A 15890-nucleotide genomic window follows, 5' to 3' on the forward strand; every position below is an offset into this window, starting at 1 on the left:
ATTCACACTAAAGATAATCTAGAATCTAAAAATCTCTTTAGCCCCCAGTTTGATATCAAGAGAAAGAGAATTTATTGTGGGGATCGGCTGTATGAGAAATAGGTTCAAAAGGCTAAACTAAATAAAGCGAGAAGATGGGATGTATCCGCGCCACCCCGGCGTGACCGGGGCTGATGCACCTTAATCTTTGTGGTGGTGATGGTGATCCCCATCATGGTGGTGGTGGTGTTCGCCATGATGGTGATGGTGGTGGTGGTGTGTGCCACCATGATAATGGTGGTGGTGGTGATGGTGGTGTTCGCTACACTCGTTGTCGTGCCCGTGGCAACATTCTTCGCTATGTCCTGACATGCTGTCTCCTTAAACAAAAGTATTCCTGAATGATAAAATCAGGTGGCCCATTCTACCAAAAAAATGGTAATCATTGATATAACTCTGTAAAAAAACGATCTAAAACCAGCAATACCCCGCAATAGACTTGGGAGATTGTTTAAAATATTGCATGCTATTTTGACTAAGGTTGCTTGTTCTCTAGTAAAAAATCCCCACTTTTCACGCATATAATGCGGGTGTTGTGGATGCTGGGGAGCACTTTTTTATTGGTGATGAGTTTTTCGATCTCATATTGGCTGCATGTGCCATGACCGGGGCGCACAAAACGCTCTTTCCACGCCACATACTCAGGTGAATTTTTGATCTGATCGTCCAAATACTGCCCCTGATAGATTTCCACAAATTCCATGAATTGATCGCTCAAACCCAATCCGTTATCCTTGATGGCACTCTTGCGTTCTGCCTTGTTTTCCTCTAGGACTTTAATATATTCTGTAGAAATGGCACTCCCCACTTGAGGCGGGCGTTTGTAGGTTTTGGTGATCTTGGTTGTGGTGGTGCTATAAGTGCTACTCCATTCTTGGTTACTACTAGGCTCAATATGCAAACATTGGCGTGTCCGTGCCTTATAACAACGCCCTTCAGAATAATTAGCCTTGCTCAGTTTAAAAGTGTGTATAGTTGTGGTGGGCCCTAACACTTCTATTTTGTCGGGAAGTTGGGTATAGGCAAGCACAATTTTGCCACCCTTGCCACTTGTGGGGTCGGCTTCTAAATTGCACGGGCTTAAATCCAAATACTGCCCGCTAGCTTTGTCTAGACCGCGCATCACGCTGGGGCGATAAGCCTCTAACTTACCATCATCATAAGTCCAATGCCCGCATGCAAACTCCTGCATCTCTCCCATGCCCGCTCCATGCTGGATGGTGGTGGATTCCATAGAGGTTTTAGGAGACTCGCTTGAGGGCACTTGTTTGGATTCTGCTTCTTTAGCCAAATTTTCTTTCTTGATTCCATTTTCGGCTACGAGGGCTTCTTGGGGGGGTTTAGTTGTGGGGGTTGTTTGGGGGGGTAGTGGGGCTAGGGCTTCTTGAGGGGACAAAATTACTCTCAGGTAGGGGCATGGGGATGTAGCTAGGGGTATAACTGGAGCTAGGGGGACTAGGTTGGTAAGCTTGAGGGGGTGCCGGAGGTGTGGCGGGGTTGCTTTGCACTAAAGAAGTTTGGGGGTGAGTTTGGGCTACTGGGGTGCTTTGGGGGGTTTTGGTGCTTGTAAGACTTGGTGTTTTTGTCCGACCAGTTCTAATGGCTGTGCCCCTACTTCTTGTGCTTTTAGAGGTATAGGTGCGCCTACTGGTGCCTTTAGACCTAGTTGGACTCCGCCTAGTTCTTGTCCCAACTTTGCGGGTGGAGCGTTGGTAACTTCTAGGGGTGCTGGTTTTAGGGGTGCTGCTCAAAGTCTTGGGGTTAGTTGGGTTAGTTTGTGTGGTTGGGGGGTTAGCAGAAGTTGGGCTTTGTGAGGGGGTGGGGGCAGTGGGGTTTAAAATGCCCGGGACTTTTTGGCTAGCCACGTACTGGGCATAATCCACGCCTAAAAGACTTGCCATTTTTTGCAAGTTAGGTTCTTTAAAGTAAATCTTGCTCCCCTTGGCAATTTTCTTTAGACGCATAGTGCCTAAATTTTGCGTGGCTTGGACTTGGGAGAGGGGGTGGGTGGTGGGTTTGAGCTTTTTATTGGGCGGGATTTTTTGAAGATGGGTCGCTTCTAAGATGAGCTTGGCACCTTGCAGTTTATACACGCCCTGAATGATCAAATGCTTTTGGGGGGCGTTTTTGTAAAACACAGCACCTTGAAAAGTACCCACCGCTTTTTTTAAATCCAAATCCTCAGAGGTCTGGATCACCAAAGCTTGCAGACTGCCCACCAACAACAATAAAAGAAACCATTTTTGCATCATCACCCCGTGTTACGCATGCCTTGGGCGATGCCAATTAAAGTGCTTTGGATATAGGTTTTAAGTTGGGCGTGTTCAGCTTGGGTGGCTTGCTTGAATTGCTTGATGAGCTCAATTTGGAGATAATTGAGCGCATTGATATAGGGTTTGCGTAACAAAATACTTTGTTGCACCATACCATCGCTCTCTAAAAGACTCTCTTCTGAGCGTACTGCTAAAATCCAGCGCATGGTTTTTTCAAATTCGCCCACAATTTTTGCCCAAATATACGTTGCACTGGGGTTATCTTTAGCAAAGGCGTGGTATTGGGAGGCAATTTGCAAATCTACCTTTAAAAGCACTTGGGAGATATTATCCAGCACCACTTTAAAAAAACCACCCCTTTGGTAGTGGTGGCGCAAAAGGGGCAAATCCCCCACACTTTCTAACCCACTGCCTACCCCATACCATGCCGGTAAAATACTCCGATTTTGCGTCCAAGCAAAGACCCATGGGATGGCGCGCAAATCCTCAATGTGGCTACTCTCTTTACGCTTGGAGGGGCGCGAACCTAAATTGAGTTCTTGGATAAAGCTAATGGGCGTGGCGGCTTTAAAATAATCCAAAAAATCCGGGTGGGTGTAGAGTTCTCTATAGGTTTGGTAAGAAATGTTGGAAATGGCTTGCATGGTGGGGTTTTGGGGGTGATTCACACTGGGGTTATTTTGATCGTAGCCTCTTTTTTTGAGCAATGCACCCATCATGCTAGAGAGGTTGTGGCGCGCACTGGTGGCGTTCAGATAACGCGTGCTGATCATCTCGCCTTGCTCTGTGATTTTCAATGCACCCTGCACGCTTTGCACGGGGGCACTCAGCAAGGCATCTTCTAAATTCCCCCCCCCACGACTGACACTCCCACCCCGACCATGGAAAAGCAAAAAGCGGATACCCAATTTTTGCCCCAAGGCTATCAAATTGCTAATAGCCCCATAGAGATTATAATTGCTCGCAAAAATCCCCCCATCTTTGCTCGAATCCGAATACCCAATCATGATCTCTTGTTGGGAGTCCATGCACTCTAAATAGGCTTGGTAGTGGAGATTAGCATGCAGGATTTGCATGATATGTGGGGCGTTCTGCAAGTCATGGATGGTTTCAAAAAGGGGTGTGATCGCAATTTTTAAGGTATTGACCCCTTTTTTGATCGCCAAGCCTGCTTGTTTAGCTAGCCACAGCACGCATAATAAATCACTTGCTTGGGTTGTCATGGAGACTATCACAGAGCTAAAAACTTCGGGGGCGATTTGGGATTTAGCCCAAACCATGTTTAAAAACGCCTCTAATAACCGCTTGGTGCTTTCGCTGACCTTAGGAATCAAGTCTAACAAATGCACGGGCTCTAAGTCTAGGGCGTGGTTTAAAATCTCTAACTTTTGGGATTCATCTAAGCGGTGAAAATCATTAGTCGCCCATCCTAACAAGCAAAACACCTCACTGAGGCTATGCAAAAACACCTCGCGGTGCTCGCGAAAATCCAAACGCAACAGATGGAAACCACAGAGTAAAACCAAATGCTTAAAGTGCCACAAAGATGGTTGCAAACTGGGTTCTAGGTTATCTAACAATAAATCAATGTCGGTGAGTAATTCTTGGGCATTGTGGTAGGCAAAGTCTATGGGCAAGGGGGAGTTAAGCGCGATGAGGCGGTTTTTAAGCTTGGTTTGCATTAAAACCAACTTGGCTCTAAAGGGCTCTTTGGGGTGCAAACGCGCACTGGTGGGGTCTAGTTTGTGGTAATGGGCTTGTAAGTCGGCTTGCAAGGCTTGTGATATTGTGCAAAAATCGCTGGAGATGGAGAGTTCGCGTTGGAGTTGGGCAGTGTGCTTGAGATAGAGATTAATAATAAACTCATGTTGGATCAACACGACTTGGTGCAAGAGGGCATTACTCACAAAGGGGTTGCCATCCCGATCACCTCCGATCCAGCTCCCCAGACAAATAGGTGCGCGATCCAGTGGTTTGCCTAACATGTCTTGGATTTCTTGAAAAAGGTCTTGACAACTGGGCAAAAAGGAATTTTCTAAGATATACAGCAAGTTGTCCAGCTCAAAGAGCACTTCTAGGCGTTCTTGACGCACCAAATGGCTTTTCCACAGCAAACGCAAGCGATAGGCTAAACGGGTTTTAGCTCCATGCGTACTTGTGGGGTTACAAGTGTGATCAAAGAGGATCGCCAAATCTTGGTAAATCTCTTGAATCGCCTCTAAAAAGGTGCGGCGCATGGACTGGGTGGGGTGGGCAGTGAACACGGGATAAAAAGTGGTGTGGGTGGCATTTTGATTTAATAAATCTGCTTGGAAACCCTCTTGCATAAGAGCCCTATAAGCTTGGCGCACGCCTAGTGTGGGGGTTTTATGGCGATCTTCTAGGATATTGATCAAGATGTTGTAAAGCGAAAAGGCTTTGATTACGCCCAAAATCTGGTCTGAAGAGGCGATTTTTTCCAATGTCTGGGTGATCTGCTCTTGCCCCTTCAAATTGCCTTCAAATAGGCTTTTGAGGGTCAAAAAATAATGCGTGGTGGTGGGGCTAAATTCCTGGAGAATTTCTAGTATCATGTGGTCTAAAAAGGCTAATTCTTGATGGACTTGTTGATTCACCGTGCCCCCGATACAAACAAACCTTAAGTTGTTTTTATTTACAATAGTGCCCATTATAATACAAATAAGGTAATGCATGGCGGGGTTTGGGGGTTTTTTACCCATTTACACGGATCAAGATGGCGATTTGGGCTTGATCACATCCCAACGCGTGGGTGTTTTGGGCTATGGGGCACAAGGGTGCGCGCATGCGCTCAATTTGCGTGATAGTGGCGTAGATGTGCAAATCGGGTTATATGCACATAGCAACAGCACCTCTCTAGCCCAACAAGAGGGCTTTGAGGTTTGCAGTGTCTCTGAATGTGCCCAAGAGTGCGATCTACTAGCCGTGATGCTCCCTGATGAGATTCACCAACAAGTTTATACCCAAGAGATCGCTCCTTTTTTAAGACCTAATCAAACCTTACTCTTTGCCCATGGCTTTAGTGTGCATTTCAAGCAGATTCAAGCCCCAAAGGGGGTGGGGGTGATCTTGTGTGCCCCCAAGGGTCCAGGTTATGCACTCAGGGAAAAGTACCAGCAAAATAGCGGATTATTTGCACTTGTGGGGGTGGAACAAGACAGCCAACAAGGCAATGCCCGTGATCTGGCTCTAAGCTATGCGATCGCCATTGGCTCAGGGCGGGTGGGGATTTTAGAGACGACTTTTAAACATGAGGCATGCGCTGATCTTTTTGGCGAACAAGCTGTTTTGTGTGGCGGGCTGGTGGGCTTGTTGCAAAATGCCTTTAATACTTTGCTGGAGGCGGGTTACCCAGCGGAGTTAGCCTATTTTGAATGCGTGCATGAGATCAAGCTCATTGCGGATTTGATTTACAACAAGGGTCTGGTTAGCATGCAAGAGCATATCTCCAACACCGCCGAATACGGAGGGCTACTAGCCGCCCAAAAACTCATCAACTTGGAGAGCAAAGCGCGCATGCAAGAACTCTTGAGCCAAATTGAGAGTGGGGAATTTACGCGCGCCTTTATGCAGGAGGCACAAGGGGGGCATAAAATGCTAACACAAAATAAAAGCCAGCTAGCTAACCAGCCCTTAGAACAAGTGGGGGCGCATTTGCGCGCGCATTTATTCAAGGCATAAGGAGAGATTGTGATCATCACCATCACAAGTGGCAAGGGAGGGGTGGGCAAGAGCACCACAACGGCAAATCTAGCCATCGGGCTAGCCCAACAAGATAAAAAAGTCGTGGCGATTGATTTTGACATTGGTTTGCGTAATCTGGACATGATTTTGGGCTTAGAAAACCGCATTGTTTATGATGTGGTGGATGTGATGGAGGGCAATTGCAAGTTATCCCAAGCCTTGATCCAAGATAAGCGCACCAAAAACCTGCATTTTTTGCCCGCCTCCCAAAGCAAGGATAAAAATATCTTGGATAAAAGTAAGGTGCAGGCCTTGATCCAAGAGTTAAGAGCCCAATTTGAATTTGTGTTGATCGACTCGCCTGCGGGCATTGAAAGCGGGTTTGAACATGCCATGCTCTTTGCCGATCGCGCCATTATCGTGGTAACCCCAGAGGTGAGCAGTGTTAGGGATAGCGATCGGGTGATTGGCATTATTGATGCCAAAAGCCAAAGGATTCAAGAGGGGCAGGAAATGCCCAAGCACATTTTGATCAACCGCATCAAGCCTAATTTAGTTGAAAAACAAGAAATGCTTTCTAATGAAGATGTGCTTAAAATCCTAGCCTTGCCCTTGATTGGGCTTGTGCCCGAAGATGATAAGATCATCTCAGCGACCAACACGGGTGAGCCTATTATCTATACCCAAAGCCCTAGTGCCCTAGCCTTTAGACGGATCACGCAAAGACTTTTGGGGCAAGAAGTGGAATTTGCACAATTTAAGAGTAAAAAGGGCTTGGTGGGTACGCTCAAGGGTTGGTTTGCATGAGTGCCTTTTTGGATAAGTGGTTTAAGGGGGGGAGCAGTGCCAATGTCGCTAAGGATCGCTTGACTTTGGTGCTAGCCTATGAGCGTAGCATGCGTTTGCCCTACATTGAGGAGATGAAAAAAGAAATCCTAGCTGTCGTGCAAAAATACACCCACAGCACAACGATCAATGTGCGCACCAATTCTAGCCACAACACCAATACCCTAGAAGTTGAAATTGTACTAAGTCAGGGCGATGGCTCTTGCTAGCGGTTTTATTTTTGAACCATTAGCTTTGGAGATTAAGGGGCTTAAAGATGCCCCTAAAACCCTTTATTGTGTGGGCAACACCCGTTTATTAGACGCACCTTGCAAGATCGCCATTGTGGGCACGCGCAAACCCAGTCTTTATACCCGCCACACCACTGCCCAGCTTGCCAAACAAATTGCACGCATGGGGGGCGTGGTGGTGAGCGGTGGGGCTTTGGGGGTGGATATTAGTGCCCAAAAAAATGCCCTGCCCGCCACGATCATGCTCGCCCCTTGCAGTTTGGACTATATCTACCCGCCCTCCAATGCGCCCATTATCCGCCAAATCGCTCAGGAAGGCCTGATCATCAGTGAGTATGCAAAAAATTTTCTGCCCTACAGGCATTCTTTTTTGGAGCGCAACCGCCTAGTGGTGGCTTTAAGCGATGTGGTGGTGATTGCTGAGGCAAACATGCATAGCGGGTCAATGGTGAGTGCTAGGCTAGCCTTAGAGCAACAAAAACCCCTCTTTGTCTTGCCCCAACGCTTAGGTGAGAGTCTAGGCACTCAAGGGCTTTTAGAGCAAAACAAGGCCCAAGCGATTTATGATTTGGAACACTTTTGTACCCGCTTGGCTCAAGATTATGGTCTAAAACCCCCAAGAGAGCCAGAATCAAGCGATTTTTTACGCTTTTGTAGCCAAAGACCTAGTTTTGAAGAGGCTTATGCGATTTACGGGGATTTTCTCTTAGAACAAGAGCTTTTAGGGGTGATCAAACGCCAAGATGGGCGGGTGATTTTAGCTTAATGATCTTGTTAGCCGCAGATATTGGCTTGAAGCGCATCGGGCTTGCTATGTGTGTGCAAGGGGTCATCTTGCCCCTAGAGCCCATTTTACGCCATAACCGCCAACAAGCCAGCCAACAACTCCAAACGTTTTTAGAGCTCAAAAAGCCTGATACACTTATCGTGGGTTTGCCCGATGAACACTACGCCACCACACGTGCGCGCATCCTACACTTTGTGGGTTTGCTCGATTTTGCACCCATTGTCTATGTGGGTGAGAGCAGTAGTAGCGAGCTAGCCTTAGAGGAGATCGCCCACCTTAGCCACAAACAACGCCAACAAGCCCGCAAAAACGGCATGCTAGATAGTTTGGCTGCTTGTGAAATCTTAAGGCGTTATGTGGCTTCTACACCTTCAATATTGCTATAAAGTGCGATCACATCCTCATCTTCTTCGATGCGATCCAAGAGTTTTTCAATCTCGGCTAGGGCTTGCTGGCTTAAAGAAATGGGCGATGTGGGGATGCGTTGCAAGCAAGCCTTTTGAATCGGGATTTGCAAACTCTCAAAGCCCTCTTGTAATTGCTTGAAGTTTTGGTAATCCCCCAGCACCAAAAAGCTTTGATCGATGATCTCTAGGGATTCTAGCCCATAATCAATTAAGGCTAATTCCATGTCCTCTAGTGAGAGGGGCAGATTAGCTAGTAAGCCCTCAAAAACGCTTTTGCGACCAAACATAAATTCTAGCGATCCATTGGGCACCATACTAGCCCCGGGGGTCTTGTTGAAGTAACTTTTAAGATTGGCGACTGTGCGTGTGGGGTTATCAGTCATACATTCCATAAAGAGTAAAACCCCATGGTTAGCCTTGCCCTCATAATTGACCTCTACTAAATGCCCCTCTTTGCTGTTGGCGCGCTTGATGGCTGCTTCGATGTTGTCTTTGGGCATATTTTGGGCCTTGGCGTTGAGTATGGCGGTGCGTAATTTGGCATTGCTGGCTGGATCGCCCCCACCCTCTTTGGCTGCTAGCGTGATGGCTTTGGCTAATTTGGGGAAAATCTTACTCATTTTATCCCAGCGTTTTTCCTTGGCCGCGCGGCGGTATTCAAAAGCACGTCCCATTAAAATCCTTTCTGTAAAAGTTGCGCCACTTCTTTGGCGTGGTAACTAATGATCATATCCGCCCCCGCACGCTTAAAAGCGGTCATGGTTTCTAAAAGCAAGCGATCGTAATCCATAAGATTGTGGGCTTGGGCTAGTTTGAACATCGCATATTCTCCGCTCACATTGTAAAGGGCGAGGGGTAAAAGCGTGCGCTTCCTAATGGCATGCACTATGTCTAGGTAAGCCAAAGCGGGCTTAACCATGAGAATATCCGCCCCTTGAACTTCATCTTCTAGACTCTCTAAGATCGCCTCTCTGGGGTTGGCATAATCCATTTGGTAGCTCTTGCGATCCCCAAAACTGGGGCTGGATTGCGCTACATCTCTAAAGGGGCCATAATAACTGCTGGCAAACTTAGTGGAGTAACTCATAATGGGTAGGTGGGTGAATCCTTGTCGATCAAGAGCTTGGCGAATCGCATAGACCATGCCATCCATCATCGCGCTAGGCGCGATCACATCTACCCCGCTTTGGGCTAGGATAACAGCTTGCTTGTCCAAAATCTCTAGGGTTTTGTCATTATCCACGCTTTGATCGTGCAAAATGCCACAATGCCCGTGATCAGTGTATTCACAAAAACACAGATCGGCGATCACCACTAAAGAGCTAAACTCTTTTTTAATGGCGCGTGTGGCTTTAGCCACTATGTGATCGGCATTGAGGGCACTAGAGCCCTGCGCATCCTTGTGGCCGGGGATTCCAAATAACAGCACGGCTTGAATGCCTAAATCTTCCAATAAGGCACATTCTTTTAAGATCACATCCACGCTCATTTGGAAAACCCCGGGCATAGAGGCAATCGGGTTAGCCACACCCGCCCCCTCTAGTACAAACAAAGGTGCGATGAAATCAGCAATATTAAGCCTTGTTTCACGCACTAATGCGCGTAAGTTCTCTGTAGATCGCAAACGTCTCAAGCGTCTAAACATCAAAAATCCTTTTTCTTATTTTGATCAGGGCTGGTTAAAAATAGCACGCACAGCACGCCGACACTAAAACCAGCTATGAGCGCGCCGATGGTGTGGGCATTGTAATAGATGCGCGCCCCCATAGTTAAAAATGCTAGGGGCAAAAAGATCAGCCACACCCAGCCATAACGGCGCACCAAAAAAGCTAGGGCGCAAGCAACCATTGAAGAATGCCCGCTGGGCATGTTTTTAGAACTCCCATTGGGGCGCTCACCCAAACGCCGCCCAGAAAGCACGACATTATTTAGCCCCCATTTGAGGGAATGCGTGGCAATGGTCGTAGCGATACTCACATGGATAATTTGGATCAAACCAATCGGATCGCGTTTGATTAAGGGCAGGGCAAAAGAGGCGATGGTGGGCACAAAACGGGCATAATGTTCGGTGGTGCTAAAAACTAGGGGAACTTGGGGTTGCTTGGCGATCTTGGGGAAGGGGGTGATCGCCCCGATTATAAAGAGCAAAACAAAAAAGGCAATGCTTTTAAAAGGGAATTGTTTGGGGAAACTTTGGGGGTAGAGGGCTTTAAATTTAGTGCTGTTCATGGGCTTTAAAAATGTCTAAATCGGGGGTATAGGCATTACAAGGTTTTTGTGCGCCAAAAGCCCCTAAAATGCTAGAAAAAATCACGCTTTGCTGGTAGTCTTGCTTAATGGTTTTAAAATGGTGTGTGGTTTTAAAGGCATCATTGGCATAGACAATAAAGGGGACTTGTTTTTGCAAATCGGGGGCGATGAGGTAGGGCGTGCCGTGCAAATACATGCCATGCTCGCCCAAACTCTCCCCATGATCGCTCATATACAACAACAACGCCGGTTTGGGGCTGTGTTGCAGGGTATCCACCATGTGATCGAGCACTTGGTCGTTATAGGCGATGGTGTTATCATAGGCATTCACCAAACTTTCTAGGCTACAAGTGTTGGGCTCGCTATGGGTGCAAAGGGGCTTAAAGGGGGCAAAATTGGGGGGCACTTTATCCACATACAGCGGACCATGTGAGCCCTTGAGGTGCAAGATGATCAAAACATTATCCTTAGGGTAACGCTCCAACACATGGGGCAAGGCAAGGGCTAGGGCTTCATCAAAGCTTAAAATTTGGGGATCAACACCCTTTTGTTTGAGCCAATCTTGCCAAAGGGGTAAGGGGGGTTTCCAATCAATCTTCATGGGGGGTTCGGCATCATTCAAGCTCAACCACACCACCTTAACGCCTTGTCTTTGCAAAAATGAGGGCAGATTTTCATAGCCTGATTTGGGGGCTAGCATGCATGCCAGCGCGGCGGTGGTGTAGGTGGCACAAGAGGTGGCTTTGAGGGCTAAGATTTCATGCTTATCCATGCGTTTTTGTAATTTGGGTGTGGTGGCTCTAGGGTAGCCATAAATGCCATAATTAGCCCGCCTAGCACTCTCGCCTATAGCTAAGACCACGATCGTATTGTGGGCATGGATGGGGGTATTTTCTAAGAGTTTGGGGGGGGTTTGATGTATCGCATGCAAGGCAACACGGATGGCATTCACGCTATAGCTATAGGGCAGAGCCAACCCACCGATATTTTTGGCATGGTGATCCAAAAAGAGCCATTGTTTGGCATGCGTGAAGCTCCAAATAAAAAACACAAGTGCCGAGCCTAGAAAAATGCTCGCTTTGGTTTTTAATTTTGGTTTGGCAATGGGGATGGCATAAAACAACATAGCTAACCCCAAGCCTAGCACCCCATAGAGCCACAAACTCCCCCCCAAAAATGCACCCGCCTCGTGGGTGTTGGTGTTAAAAACATTCCCCATCATCGCCCTAGTCAAAAAGACATGGTAGGTGTGGATAAAATAAAAGGCAAGGGCATTGCACAGAGTCAAAAAAGCAAGAACAGCCTGCATGCATTTATTGCCTAACAAAGAGAACACAGTTAAAATCATGTTGGTGGTGCAGACATAGGCAATCGCTACGCTGATGACAATCCCCACCCCACCTCCGTGTTTTAAAATATAATCCAAAAGAGGCTTATGGAAGAGTAACAAAGAGACAAGGCTATAAAATAAAAGAACGGTAAAAAAAGGTAAGGGCTTTTTAAAAAATCTTAACAACACCAACTCCTAAAGCCCCACCCCATCAAATTCCTAACAACCGCTTTTATTTGCCTACATAGACTTGTCTGGGTCTTGTGATTCGAGCTTGGGAGTTTTTCACATGTTCTAAAAGTTGCGCACACCAGCCCACCGTGCGCCCGATCACAAACACGGGGGTGAAAAAACGCGTGGGGATTTTCAAGGCGGTTAAGATCGTGCCCGAGTAAAAATCTACATTAGGATAGAGGTTGCGGGAGATAAAATATTCATCTTTCAGGGCGACCTCTTCAACTTTAGCGGCAATCTCATCTAGTCTAGGATTCATTTTAATGCCCTTGGCTTGTAGGTCATCCTTGAGTTTCTTTAAAATCCGCGCTCTGGGATCGTAACTTTTATAGACCCGATGCCCAAAGCCCATAAGCTTAAAGGGGTCATTTTTGTCTTTCACGCGGGCGATGTATTTTTCAACATTCTTAACATCTCCGATCTCCTCCATTTGGAGCAAGACTTTTTCATTAGCACCGCCATGCAAATGCCCCCACAAGGCACTGATGCCCGCACTGATAGCCGCATAAGGATGCACACCCGTAGAGGCGACATTACGCACGGTGGTTGAAGAGGCGTTTTGCCCGTGATCGGCATGTAGGGTCAAAATCTTATCAAAGGCTTCCACTTCTAAGGGGGTGATTTCACTTTCGCCATGCAATTCGTGTTTTAAGCGCCCATGTGGATAGGCTCTTAGCATGAATAAAATATTTTCAATATAGCTACGCCCCACATCGGGGTAAATAATGGGTGCGCCAATTTCATTGCGATAACAAATAGCCGCTAAGGTGGGCATTTTAGCCACAATACGCCTAGCCATCGTTTGGTAATCCTCTTCGGTGTTCATCACGGCGTGATCAAAATAGAAGGTGGAGAGAATAGACACTCCACTACTGAGCTTTGCCATCGGGTGGGCATTGGTGGGGAAGGCGGCAAACATGTTCATCAAAGTCCCGTGGATAAAACTGCGGTGGCGCAATTCTAGCTCAAACTCCAGGGACTCGCTTTCATTTTTGGGCAGTTCGTCAGTTAGCAAAAGCTTACACACATCGACATATTTATACTTGGCAACCAGCTCTTCAATGGGGTGTCCCTTGTAGTAAAGCTCGCCTTTTTTGCCATCAATGTAACTAATGGTGGATTTGCACCCCGCCGTAGAAGAATAACCCGGGTCATAAGAGACCATCCCCGCGCTTTCATAGAGTTTAGAAAAATCAATGGCTAGGGGACCTCTTGTGCTAGCGATCGTTCCAAACTCAAACTTTTCGCCGGTTTCATTGTTAGTTAGTGTAATTGACATAGATTTCCTTTTTTGTCCCATTATACAAGATCAAATATTATTAAACATTGAAGTAGTCCCACACACCAAAGAATGCTTGCCCACTTAAGCTTGTTTTAATATGTAAAAATGACCTACATGCAATATTAGATTTTCTGTGCTAGAATGTTAAAAAATTTTTAAGGAGAACATCAAATGTCTTACAAGCCTAAATATTTGTCTTTGCCCACAGAGGGGGAAGCAATCAGTGTCAAGGATGGCAAATTGCATGTCCCAAGCCACCCCATCATTCCCTTTATTGAGGGTGATGGCATTGGCGTAGATATTACCCCGGTGATGCGTAAAGTGGTGGATGCGGCTGTGCAAAAAGCCTATAAGGGTGCGAAAAAAATCGCATGGTATGAGGTCTTTGTGGGGGAAAAATGCTACAATAAATTCAAAGAGCACGCAGAACTGAGTCTTGAAGAACAATGGCTCTTGCCAGACACCATCGAGGCAATCAACCATTTCAAAGTTTCTATTAAAGGACCTTTGACGACACCTGTGGGTGAAGGCTTTAGGTCTTTAAATGTCGCTTTGCGCCAAAAAATGGATTTGTATGTATGTCTGCGCCCCGTGCGTTGGTATTCTAGCCCTAGCCCGGTTAAAGAGCCGGGTAAGGTGGATATGGTGATTTTTCGCGAAAATAGCGAGGATATTTACGCAGGAATCGAATTTAACCAAGACAGCCCCGAGGCTAAAAAGCTCATCAAGTTTTTACAAGAAGAACTTAAAGTTTCTAAAATCCGCTTCCCCCAAACCAGTAGCATAGGCATTAAGCCCATTAGCCTAGAGGGCACAGAAAGACTTGTGCGCAAGGCGATCCAATACACCATCGACAACGATCGCGCTAGTCTCACCTTTGTGCACAAAGGTAACATTATGAAATACACGGAGGGGGCGTTTATGAAATGGGGTTATGCCCTAGCCCAAAGAGAGTTTGGGGCAAAATTGCTGGACAAGGGTCCATGGTGTGTGCTTAAAAACCCTAAAACGGGTAAAGAAATTGTGATCAAGGACATGATTGCCGATGCTTTCTTGCAACAAATTTTGTTGCGCCCGGCTGAATACGATGTGATCGCCACGATGAACTTAAATGGGGATTATATCTCAGACGCGTTGGCCGCAATGGTGGGAGGGATTGGAATCGCTCCGGGAGCCAACATGAATGACAGCGTGGCAATGTTTGAAGCTACACATGGGACTGCACCCAAATACGCCGGACAAAACAAGGTCAATCCGGGGTCCATTATTTTGAGCGCGGAGATGATGTTGCGCCATATGGGCTGGGTAGAAGCAGCCGATCTGATTGTTAAAGGCATGCAAAAAGCCATCGAGAGCAAAAAAGTAACTTATGACTTTGCGCGTTTGATGGAGGGCGCAACCGAAGTTTCTAGCTCAGAATTTGGCGAGGTGATTATCGCACATTTGTGAGGAGCGGGGCAAAATTAGGAGGGGTGGGGGTAGCCATGGGAGGGGCTAAGGTTTTTTGGAGTTCTGTGTTTTGGGGCATGAATCTTAAACTAACGATCGTGTCTTGTTTTTGGTTGTCTTGGGTTGTGCGTGTCAATAAATATCAGTTTTGGAGAGTGGTTGAAATGGCTACCAAGTTTTGTTGTAAGGAGAACAGATGAAACAAGTCGATAAGATTTATGATGCACCCTCTAAGCATTGGGTGGGCAATGGGTTTTATGTCGCCTCCATGTTTAGTTACCACGATACGCACAAGAATTGCGATCCGTTTTTGCTTTTAGATTACAACGCACCCTATCATTTTAAAGGCGGTGGGGGGGAGTTTGGCGTGGGATCACACCCGCATAAGGGCTTTGAGACGGTTACGATTGCCTATAGTGGCGAAGTGGAACATGCCGATTCGCATGGGGGAGGTGGGGTTATCACCCCCGGGGATGTACAATGGATGACGGCAGGTTCTGGCATCATCCACCAAGAATTTTACTCCCAAAAATTTTCCAAAGAGGGCGGGGTGTTTGAAATGGTGCAACTTTGGGTGAATTTGCCCAAAGCCCATAAATTGACCTCTCCTAAATACCAAGCGATTAGCGCACAGGATATCCCAAGCGTACCCTTAGAGGGCACAAGCAAAGCACGGATCATCGCAGGGGAGTTAAGGGGTGTTAAAGGCCCGGCAACAACCTTTTCTCCCATCAATCTATGGGATCTAGAGGCGCATAAGGGCGATGCTTTGCGCTTAGAGGTCCTAGAAAATCACAATGTCTTGATGTTGGTGCTGGATGGTGTGGTGGAATTAGAAGGGTATCTTGCTCACCGTGAACAGCTCGTGACCTTCCAAAAAGGGGGATCACAGATCAATTTTTCTACCCTTGAAAAAGCTAAGGTACTTGTGCTCACAGGCGAACCCTTAAATGAGCCTATCGCTGGATACGGACCCTTTGTGATGAATACCCAACAAGAAATTGCACAGGCCATAGAGGACATGCGCTCGGGGCGTTTTGGGAATCTTTAAGATAGATTGA

Annotated in this window: 16 protein-coding genes; 8 read left to right on the plus strand and 8 right to left on the minus strand. The window is 46.8% G+C overall.

Features of this window, described 5'->3' with window-relative positions:
• Positions 1–198: 198 nt before the first annotated feature.
• Positions 199–348, plus strand: a complete 150-nt coding sequence (locus EAO36_RS08445; protein ID WP_162983019.1) for a hypothetical protein — start codon at positions 199–201, stop codon at positions 346–348.
• A 166-nt stretch (positions 349–514) separates the two neighbouring features.
• Here the strand turns inward: EAO36_RS08445 and EAO36_RS08680 are convergent, their stop codons facing one another.
• Genes EAO36_RS08680 through EAO36_RS03470 form a run of 3 tightly spaced genes read right to left on the minus strand, consistent with a single transcriptional unit; the run spans position 515 to position 4981 of the window.
• Positions 515–1435, minus strand: a complete 921-nt coding sequence (locus EAO36_RS08680; RefSeq protein ID WP_235852359.1) for a hypothetical protein — start codon at positions 1433–1435, stop codon at positions 515–517.
• Positions 1380–2288 carry a hypothetical protein gene (locus tag EAO36_RS08685; protein ID WP_235852360.1) on the minus strand — a complete coding sequence of 303 codons (909 nt, stop codon included), beginning with the start codon at positions 2286–2288 and terminating at the stop codon, positions 1380–1382. Before EAO36_RS08685 ends, EAO36_RS08680 begins: the two co-directional genes overlap by 56 nt.
• Before the next feature lie 2 nt (positions 2289–2290).
• Positions 2291–4981, minus strand: coding sequence for a phosphoenolpyruvate carboxylase (locus tag EAO36_RS03470; RefSeq protein ID WP_235852162.1), 2691 nt, complete (start codon positions 4979–4981; stop codon positions 2291–2293).
• Between the two features lie 22 nt (positions 4982–5003).
• Here EAO36_RS03470 and ilvC point away from each other — a divergent pair, with 22 nt between their 5' ends.
• From ilvC to ruvX, 5 genes are read left to right on the plus strand one after another with little or no spacing between them, the layout of a single operon-like run.
• Entirely contained in the window at positions 5004–6011 is a 1008-nt protein-coding gene (gene ilvC / locus EAO36_RS03475; protein WP_120947360.1) for a ketol-acid reductoisomerase, read from the plus strand.
• A 9-nt stretch (positions 6012–6020) separates the two neighbouring features.
• A complete protein-coding gene (minD, locus tag EAO36_RS03480; RefSeq protein WP_120947361.1) occupies positions 6021–6821 on the plus strand; it encodes a septum site-determining protein MinD in 801 nt (266 codons plus the stop codon).
• Positions 6818–7069 (plus strand): cell division topological specificity factor MinE, encoded by a 252-nt coding sequence (minE, locus tag EAO36_RS03485; protein WP_120947362.1) that lies wholly within the window; start codon positions 6818–6820, stop codon positions 7067–7069. The genes minD and minE overlap by 4 nt, the downstream gene beginning before the upstream one ends.
• Positions 7056–7856 (plus strand): DNA-processing protein DprA, encoded by an 801-nt coding sequence (gene dprA / locus EAO36_RS03490; RefSeq protein ID WP_120947363.1) that lies wholly within the window; start codon positions 7056–7058, stop codon positions 7854–7856. Before minE ends, dprA begins: the two co-directional genes overlap by 14 nt.
• 2 nt (positions 7857–7858) lie before the next feature.
• Positions 7859–8263, plus strand: a complete 405-nt coding sequence (gene ruvX / locus EAO36_RS03495) for a Holliday junction resolvase RuvX (RefSeq protein ID WP_185962966.1) — start codon at positions 7859–7861, stop codon at positions 8261–8263.
• Here ruvX and EAO36_RS03500 read toward each other — a convergent pair.
• From EAO36_RS03500 to EAO36_RS03520, 5 genes are read right to left on the minus strand one after another with little or no spacing between them, the layout of a single operon-like run.
• Positions 8230–8958: a YebC/PmpR family DNA-binding transcriptional regulator gene (locus EAO36_RS03500; RefSeq protein WP_120947365.1), complete on the minus strand. Its 729-nt coding sequence runs from the start codon at positions 8956–8958 to the stop codon at positions 8230–8232. The two genes, ruvX and EAO36_RS03500, sit on opposite strands and share 34 nt — an antisense overlap.
• Positions 8958–9929, minus strand: a complete 972-nt coding sequence (gene hemB, locus EAO36_RS03505) for a porphobilinogen synthase (protein ID WP_120947366.1) — start codon at positions 9927–9929, stop codon at positions 8958–8960. The genes EAO36_RS03500 and hemB overlap by 1 nt, the downstream gene beginning before the upstream one ends.
• Positions 9929–10513, minus strand: a complete 585-nt coding sequence (gene lpxE / locus EAO36_RS03510; protein WP_120947367.1) for a lipid A 1-phosphatase LpxE — start codon at positions 10511–10513, stop codon at positions 9929–9931. Before lpxE ends, hemB begins: the two co-directional genes overlap by 1 nt.
• On the minus strand, positions 10500–12050 hold the full coding sequence (locus EAO36_RS03515) for a sulfatase-like hydrolase/transferase (protein ID WP_120955706.1): 1551 nt from the start codon (positions 12048–12050) through the stop codon (positions 10500–10502). The genes lpxE and EAO36_RS03515 overlap by 14 nt, the downstream gene beginning before the upstream one ends.
• Before the next feature lie 46 nt (positions 12051–12096).
• Positions 12097–13377 (minus strand): citrate synthase, encoded by a 1281-nt coding sequence (locus EAO36_RS03520; RefSeq protein ID WP_120947368.1) that lies wholly within the window; start codon positions 13375–13377, stop codon positions 12097–12099.
• A 174-nt stretch (positions 13378–13551) separates the two neighbouring features.
• Here EAO36_RS03520 and icd point away from each other — a divergent pair, with 174 nt between their 5' ends.
• Together icd and EAO36_RS03530 are read left to right on the plus strand one after the other, a co-directional pair.
• Positions 13552–14829: an isocitrate dehydrogenase (NADP(+)) gene (gene icd, locus EAO36_RS03525; protein WP_120955707.1), complete on the plus strand. Its 1278-nt coding sequence runs from the start codon at positions 13552–13554 to the stop codon at positions 14827–14829.
• Positions 14830–15025: 196 nt separating this feature from the next.
• Positions 15026–15880, plus strand: a complete 855-nt coding sequence (locus EAO36_RS03530) for a pirin family protein (RefSeq protein ID WP_120955708.1) — start codon at positions 15026–15028, stop codon at positions 15878–15880.
• Positions 15881–15890 lie beyond the last annotated feature (10 nt).

It is taken from the genome of Helicobacter mehlei (assembly GCF_003660265.1).
Taxonomy (GTDB): domain Bacteria; phylum Campylobacterota; class Campylobacteria; order Campylobacterales; family Helicobacteraceae; genus Helicobacter; species Helicobacter mehlei.